We start from the raw sequence: 20,015 nt of genomic DNA, 5'->3' as shown, positions 1-20,015 counted from the left end.
GCCCGAACGGGCCTCAGCGCACGCCGAGGCCCATCTGCATCAGCGTCTTGCGCACCACCGGCATCGAATAAAGCGCGTTGAGCCCTGCGGCGCGCGCATCGCGCAACGGCCGTGCCTCAACCATCGAGGCGCGGTTCAGCAGGTCGATCCCCTTGACGCGCAGTTCGATCTCGGCGTGGCGGGCCTTGTGATAGGCGTCGAGCATTTGGGCATCTCCCAGACTCTCGGGCCGTGCCTGGGCCAGGTCCAGCAGGCTGCGCAGATCTCCCAGTGACATGTTCAGCCCCTGCGCCCCGATCGGGGGCACCACATGGGCGGCCTCGGCCATCAGCGCCACGCGCTGGGCCGACAGGCGCTCGGCCGATTGGCTGATGATCGGCCAGATCGTCCGGCGTGAGGCCAGTTTCAGCGGCCCAAAAAGGCCGCAGGACCGCTCGGTCATCGCGGCTTCGAACTCGGCCTCGGGCAGGTTTAGCAGTTCGACCGCGCGTGGGCCGCGCTCCATCCACACGATCGCCGACGAGGGCTGGCCCTGCCAGTCAGGCAGGGGGACCAGGGTGAACGGCCCGCCGGACCGGTGGATCTCGGTCGAGACGTTTTCATGGGCGATCGGATGGGTCACCGCAAAGGCCAATGCCTTTTGCCCGTATCGCGTGGTATGGACCTTGATCCCCGCAGCCTCTCGCATCGGCGAGTTGCGGCCGTCGGCGGCGATCACCAGCTTGGTGCGGATGCGCGTGCCGTCGGACAGACCCACACGCGCCTCGGCGGTGCGGGTGAACAGGCTGACGGTGCCGGTGCCGGGGCGGAAATCGACATTCGGCAGTTCGTGCAGCCGGGCCACCATCTCGCGCCGTAGCAGCCAGTTGGGCAGGTTCCAGCCAAAGGGTTGATCCGAGATATCGGCGGCGTTGAAATCGCGCACCACGCGCGGCTCGGGGATGTCGCCGCCCGCGTCCACGATGCGCATGATCTGCAACGGCGCGGCGTAAGGTTCCAGCCGGTCCCACAATCCGCAGTGCTGCAGCAGGCCGTGCGCCGGCTGCAGAAACGCGGTGGTGCGTAGGTCGGACCCGTCGGCGTCTCGGTCGGTGACGGGTGGGGTCGGGTCCACGCAGATCACGTCGAACCCTGCGGCGCCGAATACGGCCGCCGCGGTCAGCCCGGCGATGCCGCCGCCGGAAATCAGGATGTCACAACTGTCGGTCATCGCGTCACTCTCCGTTGCCTGCGGACCCTAGTGCGGTTCTGGGGCCTGCGCCAAGTGACATCCTGTCCCGTGGTCTAGCCGCGTGAAATCAGGACCAGAATCAGGAACATCACCGGCACCATCGCCAAGGCCGGCAGATACAGGCCCGGCAGGCCGAACAACAGGGCGGAACAGCCCCACATGCTGACCAGCGCCGCAACGGTATAGCCCAGATCCTCGGGCTTTCCATTGGCCGCATCGCGGGCCAGCCAGCCAAACAGGGGAATTGCAAAAAGCAGGCGCTGCCAAAAGGGCAGGCGGCCGGGCATCTCGATTGCGGTCATCGGGGTCTCCAGTTCTGTTCGTCGCTGAGCCTGATGTAGGAACGACTTTGCATCTGCAGAATGCGCGGATCGTCGCAGTTTCGGGCTGCGCGCAGGCGCATTTCGTCGCAATCTCGGGTGGTTCAGATCAGGCGCGCGAGAAAGGCGGTCAGGTCATCGGTGTGGTGGTGGATGTGATCCGCGTCATGAGGATCGGGCGCAACATGCACCGTACGCATGCCCATGTCGTGCGGGACCTTCAGGTTGCGCGGCTCGTCCTCGAACATGGCGGCGCGGTCGGGTTGGATGCCGTCGCGGGCAAAGACCGTTTCAAACGCGGCCTTGTCGGGTTTGGGGCGATACCCCGCATGTTCGACCCCATAGATCGCGTCGAACAGCCCATCCAACCCGCGTGAGGCCAGAACCCGCTCGGCGTAGGGCGCGCTGCCGTTGGTGTAGACGATGCGCCGCCCGGGCAGGGCCCGGATATGCGCGGCCAGCGCAGGGTCGGGCTCGATGTGGCTCAGGTCGACCTGATGAACCGCGTGCAGATAGGGCTCGGGGTCCAGATCATGTTCGGCCATCAGCCCGGCCAGCGTGGTGCCGTGTTCACGCCAATAATGTTGACGCAGTCGGTCGGCCTCGGCCCGGTCGACGCGCAGGGCTTCGACCACGTATTCCGTCATCAGCACCTCGATCTGATCGAACAGGCGCATGTGCGGCGGATACAGGGTATTGTCCAGATCGAACACCCACTGAGTGACATGTGAAAACGCAGGCTTGACCATGGGGTTGGGTTTAGGCCGTGGCCACCGGGTTTTCAATGGCGCACTTGATTGCAGACCCATGGCCCGGATAGACAGGTCCGAACGAGGAGAGACCTGACCCAATGAACCAGTCCCGACAGCCCCAGACCGATGCCTACAGCCTGATCCTCGAAGCGATCGACGTAGGGGTGTACAAACCCGGTGACCGGCTGGTGGAAAGTGAACTGGCCGAGCGGTTCGGCGTGTCGCGCACCCCGATCCGCGAGGCGCTACAGCGGCTTGAGACGCAGTCGCTGCTTGAACGTGACGGGCGGTCGCTGATCGTGGCCTCGCTGGACCACAACCAGATGGCCGAGCTTTATGTCGTCCGGCGTGAATTGGAGGGGCTGGCGGCCCGGCTGGCCGCGCGGCATGCGACCGAGGAAGAAATCAAGGTATTGCAGGACATGGTCGCGGCCGACGACGCACTTGTGGGTGACCCGGTCGCCCTGTCGCGCGCCAATCGACGGTTCCACGAACAGATCCACCTGGCGTCGCACAACCGCTATCTCGTGCAGCAACTGGATCTTGTGCATCGCACGATGGCGCTTATGGCCACCACGTCGCTGGCAGCGCAAGGTCGGGGCGAGATCGCCCAGAACGAGCACAAGGCGATCGTTGACGCCATCGCGGCCCGCGACGAGGAGGCCGCGGACCGGGCGCTGAAAGAGCATATCTCGGTCGCGTTCATGACCCGTCTGAAACAGGACGCAATCCGGCGCGAAAAGTAGGCTTGGGCAGGTTTTCTTCGGCTGCCTGGCCATGCTGGGTCTTGTCCCAGAAGAACGGGTTGGCCGCCAGTTCCCACAATGCCTTGTAGGCGGCTATCACGCCCAGCGGATAATACAGCGCCATGGTGGGCACCCATGGGATCAGGAACCGACGGCCGCCCGAGACCACGCCCAGTGTGCCCACGATGATGTTCGCGGCTTCGGCGGTCAGGAACAGATAGACGCAACCGCGCAGGATTTCCGGCGCTATGATGCCCTGGAAAGGATGCGGCCACCCGACCGAGGCCAGCCAGAAGGCCCAGAGCACCGGGGCAAGCAGAAATTGTCCGACCGTGCCCAGAAAGAAGGCCTGAACCCCGAAAAACCGCCACGCCCCAAGGTCGCGCAGCAGCCGCGTCGGAGACCGCATATGCACCAGGTAGGTGACCATGAAGCCTTTGAGCCAGCGTGACCGCTGCTTGATCCAAGGCCAGGCGCGGAAATTCGCTTCTTCATAGGTCGTGGTGTCCACGATCTGGGTGCGATAGCCAGCGCGGGTCAGGCGCAGGCCCAGATCCGCGTCCTCGGTGACGTTGTGTGCGTCCCAGCCGCCAAGCTCGATCAGCTTGTCGCGGCGGAAGAAGAACGTCGTTCCTCCCAGCGGCACGACCAGCCCCAGCCGGGCGATTCCCGGCAGGATCACTCGGAACCAGCCGCTGTATTCGATGGTGAAGCAACGGGCGCGCCAGTTGGTTCGCGGGTTGTAGAAATCCAGTGCCCCCTGCAGGCAGACCACGTCTTCGGGCGCCTTTGCGAAATGGCGAGCCACGGTCTCGAGTTGGTCCGGCACGGGGGCGTCTTCGGCATCCCAAACGCCCACGATCTCGCCCCGGCAGAAATCCAGCGCATAGTTCATGGCGCGGGGCTTGGTGGTCAAATCGCCCAGGGCCGGTACCTCGATCGTGCGCATCCAGCTTGGCAGATCGGCTTTTTCCAGCGCCGCGCGCGTGACGCCATCCTTCTCCTCCAGCACGAGGACGACATCCAGCAGCGCCTTGGGGTATGTCAGACGTTGCAGACGCTGGACCAGAGCGCCAGCGATTTCCCGTTCCTTGTACAATGGAACCATGATCGAAACGCTGGGAAGCCGGGCAGGCGATTCCATCAATTCGGTCTGGCGTGTTCTTCGCGGAGCGAAATAGGCCGCCACGCCAGCCAGACGCAGGACCAGAAACAATGTCAACGTGCCGACCGCGGCCCAGAACAGCACCGAAAGACCAAGCTGCGGGATGGCGGCAAGCCCGGCGACAGCCATCAGAAACGCAACAGCCGGCTTGAACCGCGAACCGAGATTCCACCCACGGCAACTCTGGCTCAGTGGGGCGCGGGTTTCTGCAGCCTGGGCCAGCTGCGTCTTGTACCGGTCCGCGATCGCATTGTCGATCTGGTCCGCTTGGGCCAAGACCGGCAGGACCGTCTGCGCGCAGTCGCGCAGGCGATCGGCCACCACGTCGAACCGATCAGGGCGGGCGGTGGCCACCATAAGGATCGGCCCGACCCGCATCCACGGAATGACGTTGTGTTCGATCCAGAATTGCACCGGGCGCAGGGCGCACAGTTCGGCAGGCGGAGGGGAGGTCTCGAGATCGGCGAATTGCAACCGGCGTTGATGCCGCAAAGCGCACAGAACATCTTTGCGCGTGGCCCAGTTTTCGCTGACGAGAATCTCGCCCAACGGTGCCTTCTGTCGCTTTTGCGATTGCAGCGCCGCGTCCAGTTGTTGGGGCGTAATCGTTCCCGCATCGACCAAACAGGCGCCAAGGGGCTTCCAAATCTCCGATCCGGCCACTGCTGTCGCGGGACCCTGATCCGAAAAACTCAACTCAACCATATTGATACCCTGCCCGAAGTCACTCGGGCAGAGTTGCTCAATCAAGGTTAATCCCAGGTTAACGGCTGCGCATATCGCAGCCAACGTGGTTTAAGCGTGGGCTTTTCTGTCCGCCATGGCCTGCGCGAACCGTTCGAACAGGTAGAAACTGTCCTGCGGGCCGGGGGACGCCTCGGGATGGTACTGAACCGAATAGACGGGACGGTCGGTCACGCGGATGCCGCAGTTCGAACCGTCAAACAGGGAGCGGTGGGTTTCGATCACGCCTTCGGGCAGCGATTGCGCGTCCACGGCGAACCCGTGGTTCATCGACGTGATCTCGACCTTGCCGGTTTCCAGATCCTTGACCGGGTGGTTCGCGCCATGGTGGCCGTGGTTCATTTTGACCGTTCGCCCGCCCAGCGCCAGCGCCAACATCTGGTGGCCAAGGCAGATCCCGAAGACCGGAAGGTCGGTGGTGTCGAGAATTTCGCGGATCATCGGCACAGCGTATTCCCCGGTGGCGGCCGGATCGCCCGGACCGTTGGACAGGAACACGCCGTCGGGGTCATGGGCCAGAACTTCTGCCGCGGTGGCGGTTGCGGGCAGCACGGTCACGTCGCACCCGGCCGAGGCCAGACAGCGCAGGATGTTCCGTTTGGCGCCATAATCCAGGGCGACGACCTTGTGCAGGGGTGCCTGTTGCCGCTGATAGCCGTCGGGCCAGGCCCAGCGCATCTCGTCCCAGCGGTAGCTTTGGGCGCAGGTCACCTCCTTGGCCAGATCCATCCCTTCCAGCCCGGCAAAACCACGCGCCGCAGCGATCAGCGACTCGATGTCAAAATTGCCGTCGGGGTCGTGGGCCAGGGCCACATGCGGGGCGCCCTGCTGACGGATCGCGCGGGTCAGCCGGCGGGTATCGATCCCACCGATGGCGATCCGGCCGCGCCTGGCCAGCCAGTCGGTCAGCCGCTCGGCCGAGCGCCAGTTCGATGGCTCGGTCGGGTCCCATTTCACGACCATGCCTGCCGCCACCGGATCGGCGGTTTCGTCATCCTCGGGATTGACGCCGACATTGCCGATATGCGGGAAGGTGAACGTGACGATCTGACCGGCATAGGACGGGTCGGTCATGATCTCCTGATAGCCGGTCATCGCGGTGTTGAAACACAGCTCGGCCACGGTCTGGCCCGTGGCGCCGAAACCGGTGCCGAAGAAGAGCGTTCCGTCGGCCAGTGCCAGACATGCGGTGGGCTTAGACGTGGCGTTGTGGGCCATGGCGCGACTCTCCTTTTGGGTAAATCGGCGCATAACTAAGGGGGTTGGTGCCTCGGGTCAACCCTGTTCAATTTTCGGGCTTTTGTTGTTTTTCAACGGCTTAACAAAAGTTCAAGGGTGTTGTGTCATGAAAACTGTTTGGATATGTTCGGGGTTCCGTTGCCATGGGGATGAATTGAGCAGATGGATATGCGAACGCGGATCACCACCGCCCTGAAGCAAGCAATGAAAGACAAGGACACCGAGCGCCTGTCGACCCTGCGGCTGATCAATGCCGCCATCAAGGATCGCGACATTGCCAAGCGCGCCGAGGGCAACGAAGAGGCCAACGGCTGCGGCGATGCGGATGTGCTTGAGATCCTTGGGAAAATGAGCAAGCAACGCAAGGAGAGCGCCCGCGCCTACGAGGAGGGCGGCCGCCTCGACCTGGCTGAACGCGAACTGCGCGAGGTCGAGGTGATCGAGGAATTCTTGCCCAAGCAACTGGATGACGACGAAGTCGCCGCCGCGATCGAGGCGGCGATCAGCGCGACCGGAGCCGGTTCGATCCGCGACATGGGCAAGGTGATGGGGGCTCTGAAATCGCGCTATGCCGGCCGGATGGATTTCGGCAAGGTCGGGCCGTTGGTCAAAGACCACCTGTGCAGCGTTTCGAACGGCGGCTGAGGTTGTCTCAGCCGACCGCCGGATCGCGCAAGCGTTTCACCAGGTCGTTGTAGAGGGAAACGCGCTCTTCCTCGGACAGGAAGGCACCGATTTCGACGACGCGGCCTTCGCCCGACAGGGTGACATAATTTGGCACCGGCCCGCCGGTCGGGTGGATCTCGGGGCGGGCCCAGTATCGGTTGCACTGCCATTCCTGCCGAGGGGCTCGTGGGGCATGGCGCACCAGATGGGCCTGGGTGCCGGACAGGGTCAGAACCTCGTGGACGCTGCGGGCGCGGTAATTGGCCTCGAACGCCAGCCACAGCCCGGCCACGGTCAGTAGCAGAAACGGCAGAAGCCCCCACAGAAGGACCGATCCCAGAACCGCCAGCAGGGGGATCAGTCCAAACAGAAAGACCGCCAGAACGACGGCCATCGCACCGCGCGGCGGCAACGAGTTGTGCGGCCACAGGCGCAGGCGCTGCTCGGCATCTGATGTGTCTTCCCAGTGATACGGCATCACGACAAAAAATAGCGGTCGTGCCCGTGTTGTCGATGGGCAATTTCACACGACATGCCCGACCCGCGCCCACGAGAGCGCGTCTTCCAGCCGGTCGTCGCCCCAGAACACTTCGCCACCCACGACAAAGCTTGGGGCGCCGAAAATGCCCAGGCGGATGGCGGTGTCGGTTTCGGCCTGCAGCGCGGCCTCGGCCTGCGGGGTGCGGGCGCGGGCCAGTACCGGCAACGGGTCCTGCTGACAGCGGAAAAGGGCCTCGGAGATGGCCTGCTCACTGCCGGCCTCGACCCCCTCTTCGAACCAGATCCGGTACAGCGCCTGGGTAAAGCCCTTGCCCCAGCCTTCGGACATGCCCAGCAGCGCGACCTGATTGGCCAGCTCCAGATCCGAGATTGGATAGGGCGCGGGCAGGCGCGCATGGATGTGGTACTTGGACGCCCTGCGCTGGATATCGCGCCACATATAGGCCGATTTCACGGGTTTGCCCGCAAAGGGAATGTTTCGCTGTTCGGACATCACGGCCCGCACGTTGAACGGGCGCCATGTGACCGTCGCGCCGTTTTCCTCGCACCACGCGTCCAAGCGCATGATGGTCAGGAAGCTGTAGGTGCTGCCGATCGAGTACCAAAAATCAATATCGGCCATGGCATCCCCCGAGGTTGCCGCAGTTGTCGGGCAGGGACCAGATTACCCGATTTTTGCCGATCTGGCGATGGCGGCCGTGGGGGCAAAGAAAAACCCCGCCGAAATGGCGGGGTTTTGTTATTTTGAAACCGGGGTCAGTGCGCGTGGCTCTTGTCCCAGTCTTCCTGCTTGGGCAGCTGCTCGAACGTATGCTCGGGCGGCGGCGAGGGCAGGGTCCATTCCAGCGTGTCCGCGTATTCGTTCCACGGGTTCGGGCGCGTTTCCTTGGCACCACGGAACAGGGCGTAGAACACGATGCCGAAGAACAGCAGGAACGAAGCGAACGAGATGAACGCACCGATCGACGAGACGAAGTTCCACTGGGCGAATGCCTCTGGGTAGTCGATGTAACGGCGCGGCATGCCCTGACGGCCCAGGAAGTGCTGCGGGAAGAAGGTCAGGTTTGCACCGATGAAGAACATCCAGAAGTGCACCTTGCCCCAGAACTCCGAGTACTGACGGCCCGTCATCTTCGAGAAGTAGAAGTACACGCCTGCAAAGATGGCAAAGACTGCGCCCAAGCTCATCACGTAGTGGAAGTGCGCGACGACATAGTAGGTGTCGTGATAGGCGCGGTCGATACCGGCCTGCGACAGAACCACACCGGTCACACCGCCGACGGTGAACAGGAACAGGAAGCCGAAGGCGAACAGCATCGGCGTCTTGAACTCGATCGAGCCGCCCCACATGGTGGCGATCCACGAGAACACCTTCACGCCCGTCGGAACCGCAATGACCATCGTGGCCAGCATGAAGTAGGCCTGCTGACGCAGCGACATGCCGACGGTGTACATGTGGTGTGCCCACACGACGAAGCCCAGCACGCCGATTGCGATGATCGCCCAGACCATCGGCAGATAGCCGAAGATCGGCTTGCGCGAGAAGGTGGCGATCACGTGGCTGATGATGCCGAAGCCGGGCAGGATCACGATGTACACTTCGGGGTGACCGAAGAACCACAGGATGTGCTGATACAGAACGGGGTCACCGCCACCGGCCGGGTCAAAGAAGGTGAAGCCGAAGTTGCGGTCCATCAGCAGCATGGTGATCGCGCCCGCCAGAACCGGCAGCGACAGCAGAATCAGCCACGAGGTGACGAAGATCGACCAGCTGAACAGCGGCACCTTGAACAGGGTCATGCCCGGGGCACGCATGTTCAGGAAGGTGGTGATCATGTTGATCGCGCCGAGGATCGAGGAGGCGCCCGATACGTGCACGGCAAAGATCGCCAGGTCCATGGACATGCCGCCTTCGGTCGTCGACAACGGCGGGTACAGAACCCAGCCCACGCCCGAGCCGGCTTGGTCGTTGCCTCCGGGGGCCAGCAGCGAAGCGATGCCCAGCGAGGTGCCGGCGACATACAGCCAGAAGGACAGGTTGTTCATCCGCGGGAAGGCCATGTCCGGCGCACCGATCTGCAACGGCATGAAATAGTTGCCGAAACCGCCGAACAGCGCGGGGATGACCACGAAGAACATCATCAGAACACCGTGATAGGTGATCATCACGTTCCAAAGGTGTCCGTTCGGGGTGCAGGGATCGGCCATGAAGCCTTCCAGGCACATGTACTGAACGCCCGGATGCATCAGTTCTAGCCGCATGTAGATGGTCATCGCGACCGAGATGAACCCGGCAAAGGCCGAGAAGATCAGGTAAAGGATCCCGATATCCTTGTGGTTGGTCGACATGAACCACCGGGTAAAGAACCCGCGCTGGTCTTCATGATCGTGACCATGAATGGCTGCGTCTGCCATTTAGGTGCCTCCTGTTGCAAATAGACCGCGCAGCCGGACCTCTCCGACGCGCGGGATTCCTGCTGGTTTTAGAATGCAAGGGGGCGGCCTTCAATGGCCGAGTTTGATCTGGATCAAGAATAATTGTCGCGGGGCAAGAGGCCACCCACACGAATTTGGCCCTGACCAGGCGGTAGCTGGGGATGATCGGGTGAATTGCAAGGACTGGGGCTGCCCGAGGGCGGAATCGCGCCTTGACCCGCCGCGGGCTTGGCCGCAGAACAACACGCAGCCCCATTGCCGGAGACCTGTCATGTCCACTTATGATCCCGAAAACATCTTTGCCAAGATCCTGCGGGGCGAGATCCCCTCGACCCGTGTGTACGAAGATGATGAAACGCTGGCATTCATGGATATCATGCCGCGCGCCGACGGGCATCTGCTGGTGATCCCCAAGACCCCCTGCCGCAACATCCTTGACGCCTCCCCCGCGCAATTGGCCGCAGTCATGGCCACCGTGCAGAAACTGGCGCGCGCCGTCATGAAAGCCTTTGACGCCGACGGTGTGACCGTCCAGCAATTCAACGAGGCCGCAGGCGGGCAAGAGGTGTTTCACCTGCATTTCCATGTTCTTCCGCGCCGTGAAGGCCTGCCCATGCGGCCGCCGGGCAAGATGGGCGATTTGGACGAAATCGCCGCGCATGCCGAGCGGATCCGGGCGGCGCTGGACTGATCCGGCGCTCAGTGCGGCCCTGAACAGTCGTCATGGGCGCCAAAGGCGTGCAGAACCGCGCAGACATGATCGTGCTGCCCGTCACAGGCAGTGGCGATCCGGGCCAGTTCGGACTCGAGCCTTTGCAACTTGCCGATGCGTTCCCGCAGATCATGCAACTGCCGCCGTGCGATCTCGTGCGCCCGGTTCAGGTCGTCGCCCTGCGCGCCCTCGAGCGACAGCAGCGCCTCGACATCGGCCAGCGGCAGTCCAAGGTCGCGCGTGTGACGGATGAAGCGCAGGCGGTCCAGCGCCGCCTCGTCATAGCGCCGCTGATTGCCCGCTGTGCGTTCCGGTAGCGGCAGCAGGCCCTTGTCTTCGTAGAACCGGATGGTGGGCACCTTGACGCCCGTGCGGCGCGACAGTTCTCCGATCGTGTACATTTTCGGCCCCCCCCTTGAACCTCTAGTCACTAGAGGAATTAGGTGTTGGTCATGACCCTGACAAGGACCGATTTCCATGGCGCATAAACACGACCACGGGCATCATCACCACCAGATCGACCCAAGCACGGGGGATGCGCGGGTGGCCTGGGCCATCGCCGTCAACCTAGCCCTCACGCTGGCTCAGATCGTCGGCGGCATTCTGTCCGGGTCGCTGGCGTTGATCGCCGACGCGCTGCACAATTTCTCGGATGCGGTCGCACTGATCATCGCGTTCTTCGCCCGCAGGATCGCGCGCCGCCCGTCAGACCCCCGCATGAGTTTCGGCTATGGTCGGGCCGAGGTGGTGGCAGCTCTGGTCAACTATACCACGCTGGTCGTGCTGGCGATCTACCTGATGTACGAAGGCGTGATGCGCATCGTTCAGCCCGAGCCGATCGACGGCTGGATCGTGGTCTGGATCGCGGTGCTGGCCTTTATCGTCGATGCGGTCACCGCGCTTTTGACCTTTTCGATGGCCAAAACCAGCATGAACATCCGGGCGGCCTTCCTGCACAACCTTGCCGATGCCCTGGGGTCGGTGGCGGTGATCCTGGCCGGCAGCGCCGTGATCTTGTTCGGCTGGACCTGGGTCGACCCGGCCGTGACGATCCTGATCGCGTTCTACATCCTGTGGCACGTCAAGGCGGAAATCACCGGGGCGATCCGCGTTCTGATGCTGGGCGCGCCGCCCGGGCTGGACCCCGAACAGGTCGCCTCCGCCATCGAGGAGGCCGAGGGCGTCGACGGCGTGCACCATGTCCATCTGTGGAGCATGCAGGAGCGCGAGCCGGCCTTGACCGCGCATCTGGTCATCGCGGCCGACGCCTGGCCCGCGGCCGAGCGCATCCGCGTTTCGGTCAGGCAGATCTTGCAGGAGCGATTTGCCATTGGCCACACGACGCTCGAGATGGAACGGACCGGGCAGGGTTGCGAGACCCCGCCGCGGTTCGGGCATGATTGACGGAAGGGCTTGAAACGAGAATTATTGAAGGTTGGGCCTGAAACGAGAATTGCCGTTCCGATTTGGGGTCGGAACGGCAGACTCGTAACCAAACACTTGATCGATTTTCGCGGGCTGGCCGCGATCACCGGTTAACATACCACTCACTCTTGAACGGTCTCTTCATAATACCTCAGACTGAGGCCATTGTGTGAACCTAAAGTGGTGTTTGGGTTAATTAACCCTGATTTTTAGACACATTTGGGAAAAAGCCGTCTGCTTTGCGAAACAGCGGCCGCGTGACAAAGGCATTGTTGTTGCCCTGCGTCACTATCCGACATGCCGGTGCCGAGAATCACCCGGCGGGTGCTGCTTCGAAAACCTCGTCGAAGGTTTTGCGCAAGGCGACATCAACATCGGCCATCGTCACGGGCAGGCCCAGATCCACAAGCGATGTCACGCCATATTCCCGGATGCCGCAGGGTACGATGCCCGAAAAATGCTCCAGGTCCGGTTCGACATTGATCGAGATCCCGTGGAAACTGATCCACTTGCGCAGGCGGATCCCTATGGCGGCGATCTTGTCCTCGGTCGGTTTGCCTGACGCGGTCAGGGGCTTGTCCTTGCGCGGCACCCAAACGCCGACGCGGCCTTCGCGGATTTCTCCGTGGACATTGAACTCACCCAGAGCGGCGATCACCCAAGCCTCCAGCTGCTTGACGAAGCGGCGCACGTCATGGCCACGTCTGCCGACATCCAGCATGACATACACCACCCGCTGGCCGGGCCCGTGATAGGTGTATTCGCCCCCGCGCTTGCTGGGATAGACCGGAAAACGGTCGGGGTCCGTCAGGTCTTCGGGCTTGGCCGAGGTCCCGGCGGTGTACAGCGGCGGGTGTTCCAGCAGCCAGATGCACTCGTCCGCCTGTCCGGCGGCGATTTCGGCCACGCGCGCCTCCATGAAGGCGACGGCGGCGTCATAGTCGGTCAGCCCGTCTGTGATCTTCCATTCCATGCGTGCCTCTTACCCCGGTTCCCGGCGAAGGGAAAGCGTCAGGCGGCCTCGGACAGGCAGCGTCTCAGCACCTGGGCGTAGGTGTCCGGGCCTTGCGCGCCCGTCAGCAGGTATTTCCCGCCGAAGACCATGGCGGGAACGCCGCTGATGCCGCGGCTTGTCCAGAATTGCTGTTTCTGACGGACGGGTCCCGCATGCGCGCCCGAGGTCAGCGCTGCGCGGGCCGCATCGCCGTCCAGCCCGACGGACCGGGCCGCATCCACCAGAACCTGGGTGTCCGAGACATCCTTCTGATCGGTGAAATATGCGCTGAACAATGCCAGCTTAAGCGGGTGCTGGCGCCCTTGCTCTTCGGCCCAGTCCAACAGCTGATGAGCGGCGAAGGTGTTCACGATGCGACTGTCATCATTGAAATTGAAGGCAAAGCCCAGATCGGACCCCAGCGCCTTCAGCTGTGCGCGCGCCTGTTGGCTTTGCGCGACGGTAGTGCCGTATTTTTCGATGATATGATCGCGCAGATTCTGGCCCTCGGGTCCCATTGCCGGGTTCAGCTCGAACGGATGCCAGCGCAACCGGGCCTGGACGCCCTCGCGCGTCAGGGCCTGATCGAGTTGCAGAAATCCGACGATGCACCAGGGACACACGACGTCCGACACGATGTCGATCTGTACGGTGGGGCGAGGGTCGAGCGAAGTCATGTCAAGCTCCTGTCGGGCTGGTCGTCGGTTTCCAGATGGCACAGATATGGTCGAAACAGGGGATTTCCAATGCGGTTGTTTTTGCCTCTTCACATCCATTCGCCAAACGTCTATACGCCGCCGTACCAAGTCATTGGCAGTGCGGTCGTGGCGGAATTGGTAGACGCGCAGCGTTGAGGTCGCTGTGGGGTAACTCCCGTGGAAGTTCGAGTCTTCTCGACCGCACCAAATCACCCCCTTGAGGGGCCTGTTTTTCAAGTATATCAGGCACTTCGCGCCCATCCCGAGACACAAAACGGGACACAAATGGGACACATGCGATGGTGGTGATGATGAAACTCAAATACGTTGACGATCTATCGGGAGGCCGCAAACGGTTCAGGCGGCGGTTCCCTAAAGCTGTCGCTGGGGTTTTGGGCGAAGAATTTTTTCAGGTTCCCATGAAGGCCCGCGAAGGTGCAGCGCTGGTCACCGAACAGGAAACCCTTCTTGCCGAATACGAGAAGATCGTAGCGAAGGCCAAGCGCAAGGCAGCGGGGCAGGGTGCGCTCTCTCCTCTTGAACACTGGCGTGAAGCTGTCGCCGAGGTCACTGCCATGAAGGACGCGATAGTGGGCGACCTGAGTGACGACGACAGGCAGGAGGTCTTGGCCGATGATCTCCATCGCCGAGGTGCTGACCCGGTCATGATCAGGGCCGTGATGACCCCGGATGCCGAGGAGCCTCCTGTCACCATGCTGGATGCCAAACACATGTATGAGCAAGAGCGGCTTGGGGATAACCCCGGTCGCAATCAGAAGAACCGCTTGGAGCGGGTCTGCCGCAGGGTAGAGGCTGCGCTGGGGCCGCTCGGGAAGCTACCTTTGGCAGACCTTCGGGACGCGCATGGGCGCAAGCTACGCGACTACATGCTGAGTGTCCCTGCCAACGGTAAGGGTGGCAAGCCTTTGGCTCCTCGGACTGTCAGGCGGGAGTTGGATATGGTCTCGACGATGGTGAATTTGGCCATCAAGTCATTTGACCTAGAGAGAGAAGCCAAGAACCCCTTCGAGGGGATTTCACTGGCCACGCCAAACAAGGCCCCGCAAAACGAATGGGAACTTCGTGACCCTCTACCTGAACCCGTTCTCGAAGCCATGCGGGTTCGAATGACAGGGAAACTGAGGCGACCTGAGCTTGGGCTTATATGGCGCATCCTTGAGGGAACCGGATGTCGTGGCGCTGAGGTTGTCGGCCTTCGTGTCGAAGACGTGTTCGTGGGTCACCCCTATCCGCACATATGGGTCAGGTGGCACGAGGACAGGAGCGTGAAAACGAAGACCAGCATTCGAGCGGTGCCTCTGGTGGGTGATGCCTTGGCTGCGATGAAGGAAGCATTGGAGTTGCCCCGAGAGGGTTCCCATATGCTTTTCCCCAAGTATGCCCGAGATGCTGGCCCCGATGCGGTCTCACAGGCGCTCATGAAGCACCTGCGAACATTCACCAGTGACCCGCGCCATGTGGTCTACTCGCTGCGGCACAACATGAAAGACCGCTTGGTGACTGCTGGTGTTGATCAGCGTGATGAAAACCGCATCCTTGGGCACTCTCTCGGTGGCGTTGGAGACCGCGTCTATGGTGGTGGGGAGGCACGTTTGCGGGCGGCGTATGAGGCCATGCAGAAGGCAATCGCTCTGGCCCCCTAGCGCCTCCTGAGGCTCACTCGATCTCGTCAGGCCTGAGCATCCGGCCCTTGGGTGCCTCGCTCTGCCGTCTTTCGGTGGCCTTTCGCCACGCCTCGTTCTGTGCCTGATAGGCTGCATATGCATCCTGCCCCTTGGCCGCGATCTGTGCGGCGCTGGGCTGGTTGGCGGATACGTGGCTGGCGGGTTGCGTGATGTTGCACGCTGAGGGTTTCTGCTTGGGGTCGCCCTCGGTGACAACGGGGCGGTATGGGACGTTGGACATGGTGTCGATTTCCTATGGTGATTGATGGGCGCAGGTATCCTCGGATGACGAGCATCCTGCGGGGTGCCCCCGAGCGGGATTGCTCAGGGGCGCGTTCGTAGTCAGCCGCGCGAGAAGGTGATGATCTTCTGCTTCACAGCCACGTCCCAAGAGATGGGCTGACCATTCACGATGATGTTGATGCCACCATCGGGCTTGTCGGTGAACTCATAGCCAGCCTCGGTCAGCATCCCCTTCACACGGTCGCCTTCGTAACGGTCCATGCTGGGCAGGTAGGCCTCTGCCATCGTGGCCAGACCCTCGGTCTTGTTGTGCATGAAGTAGTTCCTTGCGGCTTCCATCATGTCTGCCCGACGCCGGGTGTCCGAGGTGATGAACGCTTGGAAGGCGTCTTCGTTCTCGATGCCGAAGCCTGCCAAGTAGTCCGTGGCTGCGTCGTAGGCACCGTGCCAGACGGTTGTTACCTGCTCGGCCATCTGCTCGGGTTCAACACCCGCCCTCGAGGCCATGCGGTTGATGGTGTTCTGGTCGATGTCGCCGTGCTGCAGGACGCTATCCATGGTCTTGATCAGGTCACCGGGGTTCTGCCCGGCCATCAGTTCTTGCAGGGTAGCCTCTGCGGCTTCCCCGAAGGTGATGCTTTCCGGTTCCCCTTTGGGGTCGTCGGCGGGCTTCTCTGCTGGGGTCTGTGCCTTGGCTGCAGCCGTCGGGTCTTTCAGGCCCACCGGGGTCTCCTTGTCGGAGAATGAGCCGTCGGGATTTCGGGTGACCCAGCCCTGCAGCGCCGCGTTGTTGAGGTCAACAGGCATGCCCTGCACCAAGATGATGTCGCTGCCACGGGGACTACGGCCCACGATTGGGCTGCCTGCCTGTGAACGAACGGTTGCCATAAGACCTCCGCTCTCGTCATCGTTTGGGCGCGCCTGATAGCTGGTCGAGGGATTGCTGACAGCGTTGCCGTTGCCTGTGCTTTCCCAGCCGCCACCGTTGCCGACTTCGGTCTGGAAGGTCGAGACCATGCTGCGGTCTGCGGTGTTCGATGTAGGCGCTTCTTCTGCGCCCGTTGCGGTGATCCAATTGGTCATGTTCAGTTCCTTGCTCGGTGGTTGGATGTGTTGAGGGGCGGTGTCAGTTGGCGTCAGACGGACTGCCGCCGAAGTTCGCGTGGTCGAGGATGCGTTCGAGACCCTCGGCCATGAGGGCTGCCAGCACCTCGGCCTTAGAGATTTCCTTCCCGGTGGCCTTGAGGTGCCGCGCTTGGAGCATCTCCAGCACGGCCATCTGGTCGATGCGTAGGCGGGTGGTGACCCAGCGCGGGCGATCATCCCAAGGCAGGTGCCTCGGTGCCTTCATCTGGCGGTGGATAGTATCGACGGTGGATGCCTCCTCGGCGTTCAAGAACTCGATGGGCGTTACCAGCGAGAACAGCTTCTTGCGGAGGTGGCGGGTCCAGTGGGCGCGGTTGCGCTCTCCCACGGCGGTTGCCTTGGTCTTGGTCGGACGGGTGTATGTGGCGGTCATTGGGTTTTCCTTACGCTGTGAGGATGTGGTCGCTGGGGGTCCATGCCGAGAAGTTGTCCGGCAGGCTTTCCAAGGTGCGCATCGCCGCTGCAGACGGTTGCTCTCGTCCACACAGGGCGGCGGACAGTCGCGTTAGGGCTTTTCGGGTGCGGCAGTAGCTCACGGCCTTCCACGGCCACCGCCCGGTGCCTTTCTCGCGCTTCTGCAGAACCCATTGGTGGTTACCTGCGCAGACGATGACACGGACGTTGGGGAGTAGTTGGGCGACCACGCCCAGGTATTCATCTGAGGTTTCGGATTGGCGCTGTCGCGGGGGCGCTATTGCTGGCGCTGTTGCTGGTATCAGTTGCATGACGTTGTTCCTTCTTGGGAATAGAAAACGCCCCCGCCGTGATGTCCGACAGGGGCGCGTTAAGGGGTGTGAGCACCGCGCAATTTGCGTGGTCTAGGGTTGCGTGGTTTGGGGCTGTTCAGTTCAACCTCGCGGCCACCTCTCGGGGCTGCGTGCGGTCGCCCGTGAAGTCATCAACGTCGCCGTCATCGGCGTCGAAGTAGCCTCCTTCGTTGATGTCGGGTTCCATCCATGAGGTGTCCCTGTCGTCTGCCTCATCACCACCCCCGAGGTAATCCGCGATGGTGGCCAACTGGCGAACCCCAAGGGCTTCCTGTAGCGCGTCGGCGATGATCTCGATGTCGCGGGTTCTCACCTCGTTCAGGGCCGCCTTGATGCCCTGCGAGAGGGTGGCGACCATTGCCTGCCGTGCGGCATCTGAAGGTGGTTCATAATCGCCCTTAACGGGGAACCTGCGGTCGATCAGCCAGTTGCCGTCAGGGCTTTCCCCTGCCTCGGCGAACTTCTTCATCTGTTGGCGCATGCTGAGTATGGTCCGTTCGGAAACCCCTGAGGCCCTCGCCAAGCGGGGCTTCGAGATGCCGTTCCGATATGTCCGCACCAGCCGCCACGCCGCGTTAAGGCGCTCCTGCATGGTCAACGGGAGGGTGTCCTTGGAGTTCGCCATGAGGGCGGCCAGATGGGCCTCCATGCGGCTCCCCGTCAGCATCACCACAGGGATGCCTCGGCCTTCGATCTTCCCGGCGGATTGCTCCGCCCGATAGGCTGCCAGCCGATAGTGCCCATCGAGGAGAACCAAGCGGCCCGTTGGGGTGCCCTTGGCGTCTGCCTCCTGCCAGACCAGCACGGGGTCCAACCTCCCGGTGTTCCGCAGGGTCTTCCTGAGGGCGGCCAGATGGGTGCCGCTATCGGGGCCTGAGCGGTGCCTGAAGGTGGTGTCGGTGGTGATCTTGTTGCGGTCGATATTCGTGAGAGTTCTGTTCAGCATGTCATTGGTCCTTGTTGCATGCGGGGATGTCTGTGCGTGATGGTGTGACAAGTTGGGAAAAGCATTGTTCGCGCCCCTCCGAAGGCATGCGCCAAAAGAGACCCACCCCGGCAACCCGAAGGGTCACCGAGGCGGGCACCAAGGAGGGAACTGTGAAGTGAACATCACATGTCGCGAGAGAAGACGCCCGTCGTCGCATAGCCAGCGTCGGCAGCGCCCGATAAAGCTCCGCCGGGTGTGACCGCTCAGGGTGTCTTATCTCTATACGGCGGGTTAATCGCCTGAGGTGCCCTTCGAGGGACCGTCAACGCGGGGTCACGGCTCTCTTAGAGCACAGTTGCGGGCTAATCTCCCGAGATGTCTTATCTCTATGGTGTGGGTTTTTAGCCCGAAGTGCCCGGCAGGCAGTCAACATGGGTCAACGGCCCCTTAGGGCTAGGGTGGGGGTTATTAATCCAAGTATGAGGGTTGTTCGCCCCCGGCTGTCTTTGGGCTATAGTGGGGGCGTTTCGCTTTCCTGCCCTCACGCGGCCCCTTCAAGACGCTCCAAGACCCGCTTGACCTGCGAGGCCTGCCACTTGCCGCCACGGGCCGTGGGCACCCCTGAGGTATTCAGCGCCTCGGCGATCTCCCTAAGGGAAGCCCCCTGCGCCCTGAGCGGCTGCACCACTCCTGCCACCTTGTCGGCCCGCGCCTTGGCGTTCGCCTGAATGGCCTTGTTCCTCGCCTCGGTCTTCGGGCGCAGCCCTCCCAGCTTCTTACCTTTGGCCTTGGCCTCGGCCAGAGCGGCCTTCGTCCGCGTTGAGATGAACTCCCGCTCCTGTTCCGCGAGGGCCGCGTAGATGTGAAGCTGGAACTTGTCGGCGTAGGGCATCGAAGCCACCCGCAGCTTCACCCTTGGGTCATCCATCAGGGTCGCGATGAAGGACACCTTACGGCTGAGGCGGTCCAGCTTGGCGACCAGCAATTCGGCCCCTGTCTTCCTGACCATCTCCAGCGCCGCAGCAAGCTGGGGTCTGTCGTCCTGCTTGCCGCTTAGGTGGTCCTCGAACTCCCCGATGACCTCGAACGGCTCCTCGGAGAAATTCTCAAGGAACAGCGAGATGTCCCTGTTCTGCGCATCAAGACCAAGCCCCGACTTCCCTTGGTCTTCGGTGCTGACGCGGCGATAGATGACATAGCGTTTCATGAGATAGACCCCTCGCTGGTGTGTTCAGGAGGGGTCTATCAGCGACGTGTTGCTAATGTCAACGATGGTTGTGACTGTTACAACGCTACTGCTTTCCGGTGGTTCGTGAAGGTGATGCTGGTGAACGGGAGGTCGAGGATGACCTCTCCCGGCCCCTCTCGGGTCACATTGAAGGAATGCCGAACGGTCTCGCGCTGGGCGAGGATGGAGAGGTGACCGAGGCGGATGTCGAAGATGAGCATGGGGTATTCCTTGCGCTGATGTGAAGGCGGGTATAGGCCTCGCCTCCTCCTACATCGCCAGCGCAGAAGAGATAGTCACGCCATTGATTTTGCTTCATTTATGGAGCTTTCCCCCAGGTGGAGCTAACAGGGGGCTAGGGTGCCCCCACGGGGGTAATTCGCGGGCCT

At 62.4% G+C, this 20,015-nt stretch carries 21 protein-coding genes and 1 tRNA gene; 6 read left to right on the top strand and 16 right to left on the bottom strand.

Annotation, left to right across the window (positions count from 1 at the left end; all coding sequences use genetic code 11):
• Positions 1–13: 13 nt before the first annotated feature.
• From AC2FME_RS02180 to AC2FME_RS02170, 3 genes are all read right to left on the bottom strand, one after another.
• Positions 14–1,210: a UbiH/UbiF family hydroxylase gene (locus AC2FME_RS02180; RefSeq protein ID WP_496799493.1), complete on the bottom strand. Its 1,197-nt coding sequence runs from the start codon at positions 1,208–1,210 to the stop codon at positions 14–16.
• A 74-nt stretch (positions 1,211–1,284) separates the two neighbouring features.
• Entirely contained in the window at positions 1,285–1,533 is a 249-nt protein-coding gene (locus AC2FME_RS02175; protein ID WP_093962490.1) for a hypothetical protein, read from the bottom strand.
• 122 nt (positions 1,534–1,655) lie between these two features.
• Positions 1,656–2,300, bottom strand: a complete 645-nt coding sequence (locus AC2FME_RS02170) for a pyrimidine 5'-nucleotidase (protein WP_496799492.1) — start codon at positions 2,298–2,300, stop codon at positions 1,656–1,658.
• A 101-nt stretch (positions 2,301–2,401) separates the two neighbouring features.
• Between AC2FME_RS02170 and AC2FME_RS02165 the strand changes: the two genes are divergently transcribed.
• Entirely contained in the window at positions 2,402–3,049 is a 648-nt protein-coding gene (locus AC2FME_RS02165; protein ID WP_496682172.1) for a GntR family transcriptional regulator, read from the top strand.
• On the opposite strand, the gene AC2FME_RS02160 is transcribed toward AC2FME_RS02165, so the two are convergent.
• Positions 3,006–4,919: a glycosyltransferase family 2 protein gene (locus AC2FME_RS02160; RefSeq protein ID WP_496799491.1), complete on the bottom strand. Its 1,914-nt coding sequence runs from the start codon at positions 4,917–4,919 to the stop codon at positions 3,006–3,008. The two genes, AC2FME_RS02165 and AC2FME_RS02160, sit on opposite strands and share 44 nt — an antisense overlap.
• A 90-nt stretch (positions 4,920–5,009) precedes the next feature.
• Positions 5,010–6,176 (bottom strand): glutamine-hydrolyzing carbamoyl-phosphate synthase small subunit, encoded by a 1,167-nt coding sequence (carA, locus tag AC2FME_RS02155; protein WP_496799490.1) that lies wholly within the window; start codon positions 6,174–6,176, stop codon positions 5,010–5,012.
• Positions 6,177–6,359: 183 nt separating this feature from the next.
• Between carA and AC2FME_RS02150 the strand changes: the two genes are divergently transcribed.
• Positions 6,360–6,842, top strand: a complete 483-nt coding sequence (locus AC2FME_RS02150) for a GatB/YqeY domain-containing protein (protein ID WP_496682166.1) — start codon at positions 6,360–6,362, stop codon at positions 6,840–6,842.
• 7 nt (positions 6,843–6,849) lie between these two features.
• Here the strand turns inward: AC2FME_RS02150 and AC2FME_RS02145 are convergent, their stop codons facing one another.
• The 3 genes from AC2FME_RS02145 to ctaD form a co-directional block, all read right to left on the bottom strand.
• The gene (locus tag AC2FME_RS02145) at positions 6,850–7,341 is read right to left on the bottom strand and encodes a DUF2244 domain-containing protein (protein WP_496799489.1); all 492 of its coding nucleotides are present in this window, start codon (positions 7,339–7,341) and stop codon (positions 6,850–6,852) included.
• A gap of 45 nt (positions 7,342–7,386) precedes the next feature.
• Positions 7,387–7,986, bottom strand: coding sequence for a 2-hydroxychromene-2-carboxylate isomerase (locus tag AC2FME_RS02140; RefSeq protein ID WP_496711931.1), 600 nt, complete (start codon positions 7,984–7,986; stop codon positions 7,387–7,389).
• Between the two features lie 134 nt (positions 7,987–8,120).
• Positions 8,121–9,779, bottom strand: coding sequence for a cytochrome c oxidase subunit I (gene ctaD / locus AC2FME_RS02135; protein ID WP_496682160.1), 1,659 nt, complete (start codon positions 9,777–9,779; stop codon positions 8,121–8,123).
• A 292-nt stretch (positions 9,780–10,071) separates the two neighbouring features.
• On the opposite strand from ctaD, the gene AC2FME_RS02130 reads away from it, so the two are divergent.
• A complete protein-coding gene (locus tag AC2FME_RS02130) occupies positions 10,072–10,491 on the top strand; it encodes an HIT family protein (protein WP_496795992.1) in 420 nt (139 codons plus the stop codon).
• An 8-nt stretch (positions 10,492–10,499) separates the two neighbouring features.
• Here AC2FME_RS02130 and AC2FME_RS02125 read toward each other — a convergent pair whose 3' ends face one another.
• Positions 10,500–10,913 (bottom strand): MerR family transcriptional regulator, encoded by a 414-nt coding sequence (locus AC2FME_RS02125; RefSeq protein ID WP_496799488.1) that lies wholly within the window; start codon positions 10,911–10,913, stop codon positions 10,500–10,502.
• A 76-nt stretch (positions 10,914–10,989) separates the two neighbouring features.
• Between AC2FME_RS02125 and AC2FME_RS02120 the strand changes: the two genes are divergently transcribed.
• Positions 10,990–11,916 (top strand): cation diffusion facilitator family transporter, encoded by a 927-nt coding sequence (locus tag AC2FME_RS02120; RefSeq protein ID WP_496799487.1) that lies wholly within the window; start codon positions 10,990–10,992, stop codon positions 11,914–11,916.
• 334 nt (positions 11,917–12,250) lie between these two features.
• Here AC2FME_RS02120 and lipB read toward each other — a convergent pair whose 3' ends face one another.
• Positions 12,251–12,910 (bottom strand): lipoyl(octanoyl) transferase LipB, encoded by a 660-nt coding sequence (lipB, locus tag AC2FME_RS02115; protein ID WP_496711933.1) that lies wholly within the window; start codon positions 12,908–12,910, stop codon positions 12,251–12,253.
• Positions 12,911–12,948: 38 nt separating this feature from the next.
• Positions 12,949–13,608 (bottom strand): DsbA family oxidoreductase, encoded by a 660-nt coding sequence (locus AC2FME_RS02110; protein ID WP_496799486.1) that lies wholly within the window; start codon positions 13,606–13,608, stop codon positions 12,949–12,951.
• A gap of 141 nt (positions 13,609–13,749) precedes the next feature.
• Between AC2FME_RS02110 and AC2FME_RS02105 the strand changes: the two genes are divergently transcribed.
• Positions 13,750–13,836 (top strand) — tRNA-Leu (locus AC2FME_RS02105).
• A 92-nt stretch (positions 13,837–13,928) separates the two neighbouring features.
• On the top strand, positions 13,929–15,293 hold the full coding sequence (locus AC2FME_RS02100) for a tyrosine-type recombinase/integrase (RefSeq protein ID WP_496799485.1): 1,365 nt from the start codon (positions 13,929–13,931) through the stop codon (positions 15,291–15,293).
• Between the two features lie 13 nt (positions 15,294–15,306).
• On the opposite strand, the gene AC2FME_RS02095 is transcribed toward AC2FME_RS02100, so the two are convergent.
• The 5 genes from AC2FME_RS02095 to AC2FME_RS02075 all read right to left on the bottom strand — a co-directional run bounded on the left by AC2FME_RS02095 (position 15,307) and on the right by AC2FME_RS02075 (position 19,605).
• Positions 15,307–15,555 carry a hypothetical protein gene (locus AC2FME_RS02095; RefSeq protein ID WP_496799484.1) on the bottom strand — a complete coding sequence of 83 codons (249 nt, stop codon included), beginning with the start codon at positions 15,553–15,555 and terminating at the stop codon, positions 15,307–15,309.
• 101 nt (positions 15,556–15,656) lie between these two features.
• Entirely contained in the window at positions 15,657–16,640 is a 984-nt protein-coding gene (locus AC2FME_RS02090; protein ID WP_496799483.1) for a hypothetical protein, read from the bottom strand.
• Positions 16,641–16,683: 43 nt separating this feature from the next.
• Complete coding sequence (locus tag AC2FME_RS02085; protein WP_496799482.1) at positions 16,684–17,076, bottom strand: hypothetical protein; 393 nt, start codon at positions 17,074–17,076, stop codon at positions 16,684–16,686.
• A 470-nt stretch (positions 17,077–17,546) separates the two neighbouring features.
• Entirely contained in the window at positions 17,547–18,416 is an 870-nt protein-coding gene (locus tag AC2FME_RS02080) for a hypothetical protein (RefSeq protein WP_496799481.1), read from the bottom strand.
• Between the two features lie 523 nt (positions 18,417–18,939).
• Positions 18,940–19,605 (bottom strand): recombinase family protein, encoded by a 666-nt coding sequence (locus AC2FME_RS02075; protein WP_496799480.1) that lies wholly within the window; start codon positions 19,603–19,605, stop codon positions 18,940–18,942.
• Positions 19,606–20,015 lie beyond the last annotated feature (410 nt).

Source organism: Ruegeria sp. BHSC026 (genome assembly GCF_059613065.1).
This window is presented reverse-complemented; position numbering and strand designations above follow the sequence as displayed.

Excerpts from the sequence above, each read along its gene's own strand:
- AC2FME_RS02180 (WP_496799493.1), bottom strand. The coding sequence starts at position 1,210 with ATGACCGACAGTTGTGACATCCTGATTTCCGGCGGCGGCATCGCCGGG.
- AC2FME_RS02175 (WP_093962490.1), bottom strand. The coding sequence starts at position 1,533 with ATGACCGCAATCGAGATGCCCGGCCGCCTGCCCTTTTGGCAGCGCCTG.
- AC2FME_RS02170 (WP_496799492.1), bottom strand. The coding sequence starts at position 2,300 with ATGGTCAAGCCTGCGTTTTCACATGTCACTCAGTGGGTGTTCGATCTG.
- AC2FME_RS02165 (WP_496682172.1), top strand. The coding sequence starts at position 2,402 with ATGAACCAGTCCCGACAGCCCCAGACCGATGCCTACAGCCTGATCCTC.
- AC2FME_RS02160 (WP_496799491.1), bottom strand. The coding sequence starts at position 4,919 with ATGGTTGAGTTGAGTTTTTCGGATCAGGGTCCCGCGACAGCAGTGGCC.
- carA (WP_496799490.1), bottom strand. The coding sequence starts at position 6,176 with ATGGCCCACAACGCCACGTCTAAGCCCACCGCATGTCTGGCACTGGCC.
- AC2FME_RS02150 (WP_496682166.1), top strand. The coding sequence starts at position 6,360 with ATGGATATGCGAACGCGGATCACCACCGCCCTGAAGCAAGCAATGAAA.
- AC2FME_RS02145 (WP_496799489.1), bottom strand. The coding sequence starts at position 7,341 with ATGCCGTATCACTGGGAAGACACATCAGATGCCGAGCAGCGCCTGCGC.
- AC2FME_RS02140 (WP_496711931.1), bottom strand. The coding sequence starts at position 7,986 with ATGGCCGATATTGATTTTTGGTACTCGATCGGCAGCACCTACAGCTTC.
- ctaD (WP_496682160.1), bottom strand. The coding sequence starts at position 9,779 with ATGGCAGACGCAGCCATTCATGGTCACGATCATGAAGACCAGCGCGGG.
- AC2FME_RS02130 (WP_496795992.1), top strand. The coding sequence starts at position 10,072 with ATGTCCACTTATGATCCCGAAAACATCTTTGCCAAGATCCTGCGGGGC.
- AC2FME_RS02125 (WP_496799488.1), bottom strand. The coding sequence starts at position 10,913 with ATGTACACGATCGGAGAACTGTCGCGCCGCACGGGCGTCAAGGTGCCC.
- AC2FME_RS02120 (WP_496799487.1), top strand. The coding sequence starts at position 10,990 with ATGGCGCATAAACACGACCACGGGCATCATCACCACCAGATCGACCCA.
- lipB (WP_496711933.1), bottom strand. The coding sequence starts at position 12,910 with ATGGAATGGAAGATCACAGACGGGCTGACCGACTATGACGCCGCCGTC.
- AC2FME_RS02110 (WP_496799486.1), bottom strand. The coding sequence starts at position 13,608 with ATGACTTCGCTCGACCCTCGCCCCACCGTACAGATCGACATCGTGTCG.
- AC2FME_RS02100 (WP_496799485.1), top strand. The coding sequence starts at position 13,929 with ATGGTGGTGATGATGAAACTCAAATACGTTGACGATCTATCGGGAGGC.
- AC2FME_RS02095 (WP_496799484.1), bottom strand. The coding sequence starts at position 15,555 with ATGTCCAACGTCCCATACCGCCCCGTTGTCACCGAGGGCGACCCCAAG.
- AC2FME_RS02090 (WP_496799483.1), bottom strand. The coding sequence starts at position 16,640 with ATGACCAATTGGATCACCGCAACGGGCGCAGAAGAAGCGCCTACATCG.
- AC2FME_RS02085 (WP_496799482.1), bottom strand. The coding sequence starts at position 17,076 with ATGACCGCCACATACACCCGTCCGACCAAGACCAAGGCAACCGCCGTG.
- AC2FME_RS02080 (WP_496799481.1), bottom strand. The coding sequence starts at position 18,416 with ATGCTGAACAGAACTCTCACGAATATCGACCGCAACAAGATCACCACC.
- AC2FME_RS02075 (WP_496799480.1), bottom strand. The coding sequence starts at position 19,605 with ATGAAACGCTATGTCATCTATCGCCGCGTCAGCACCGAAGACCAAGGG.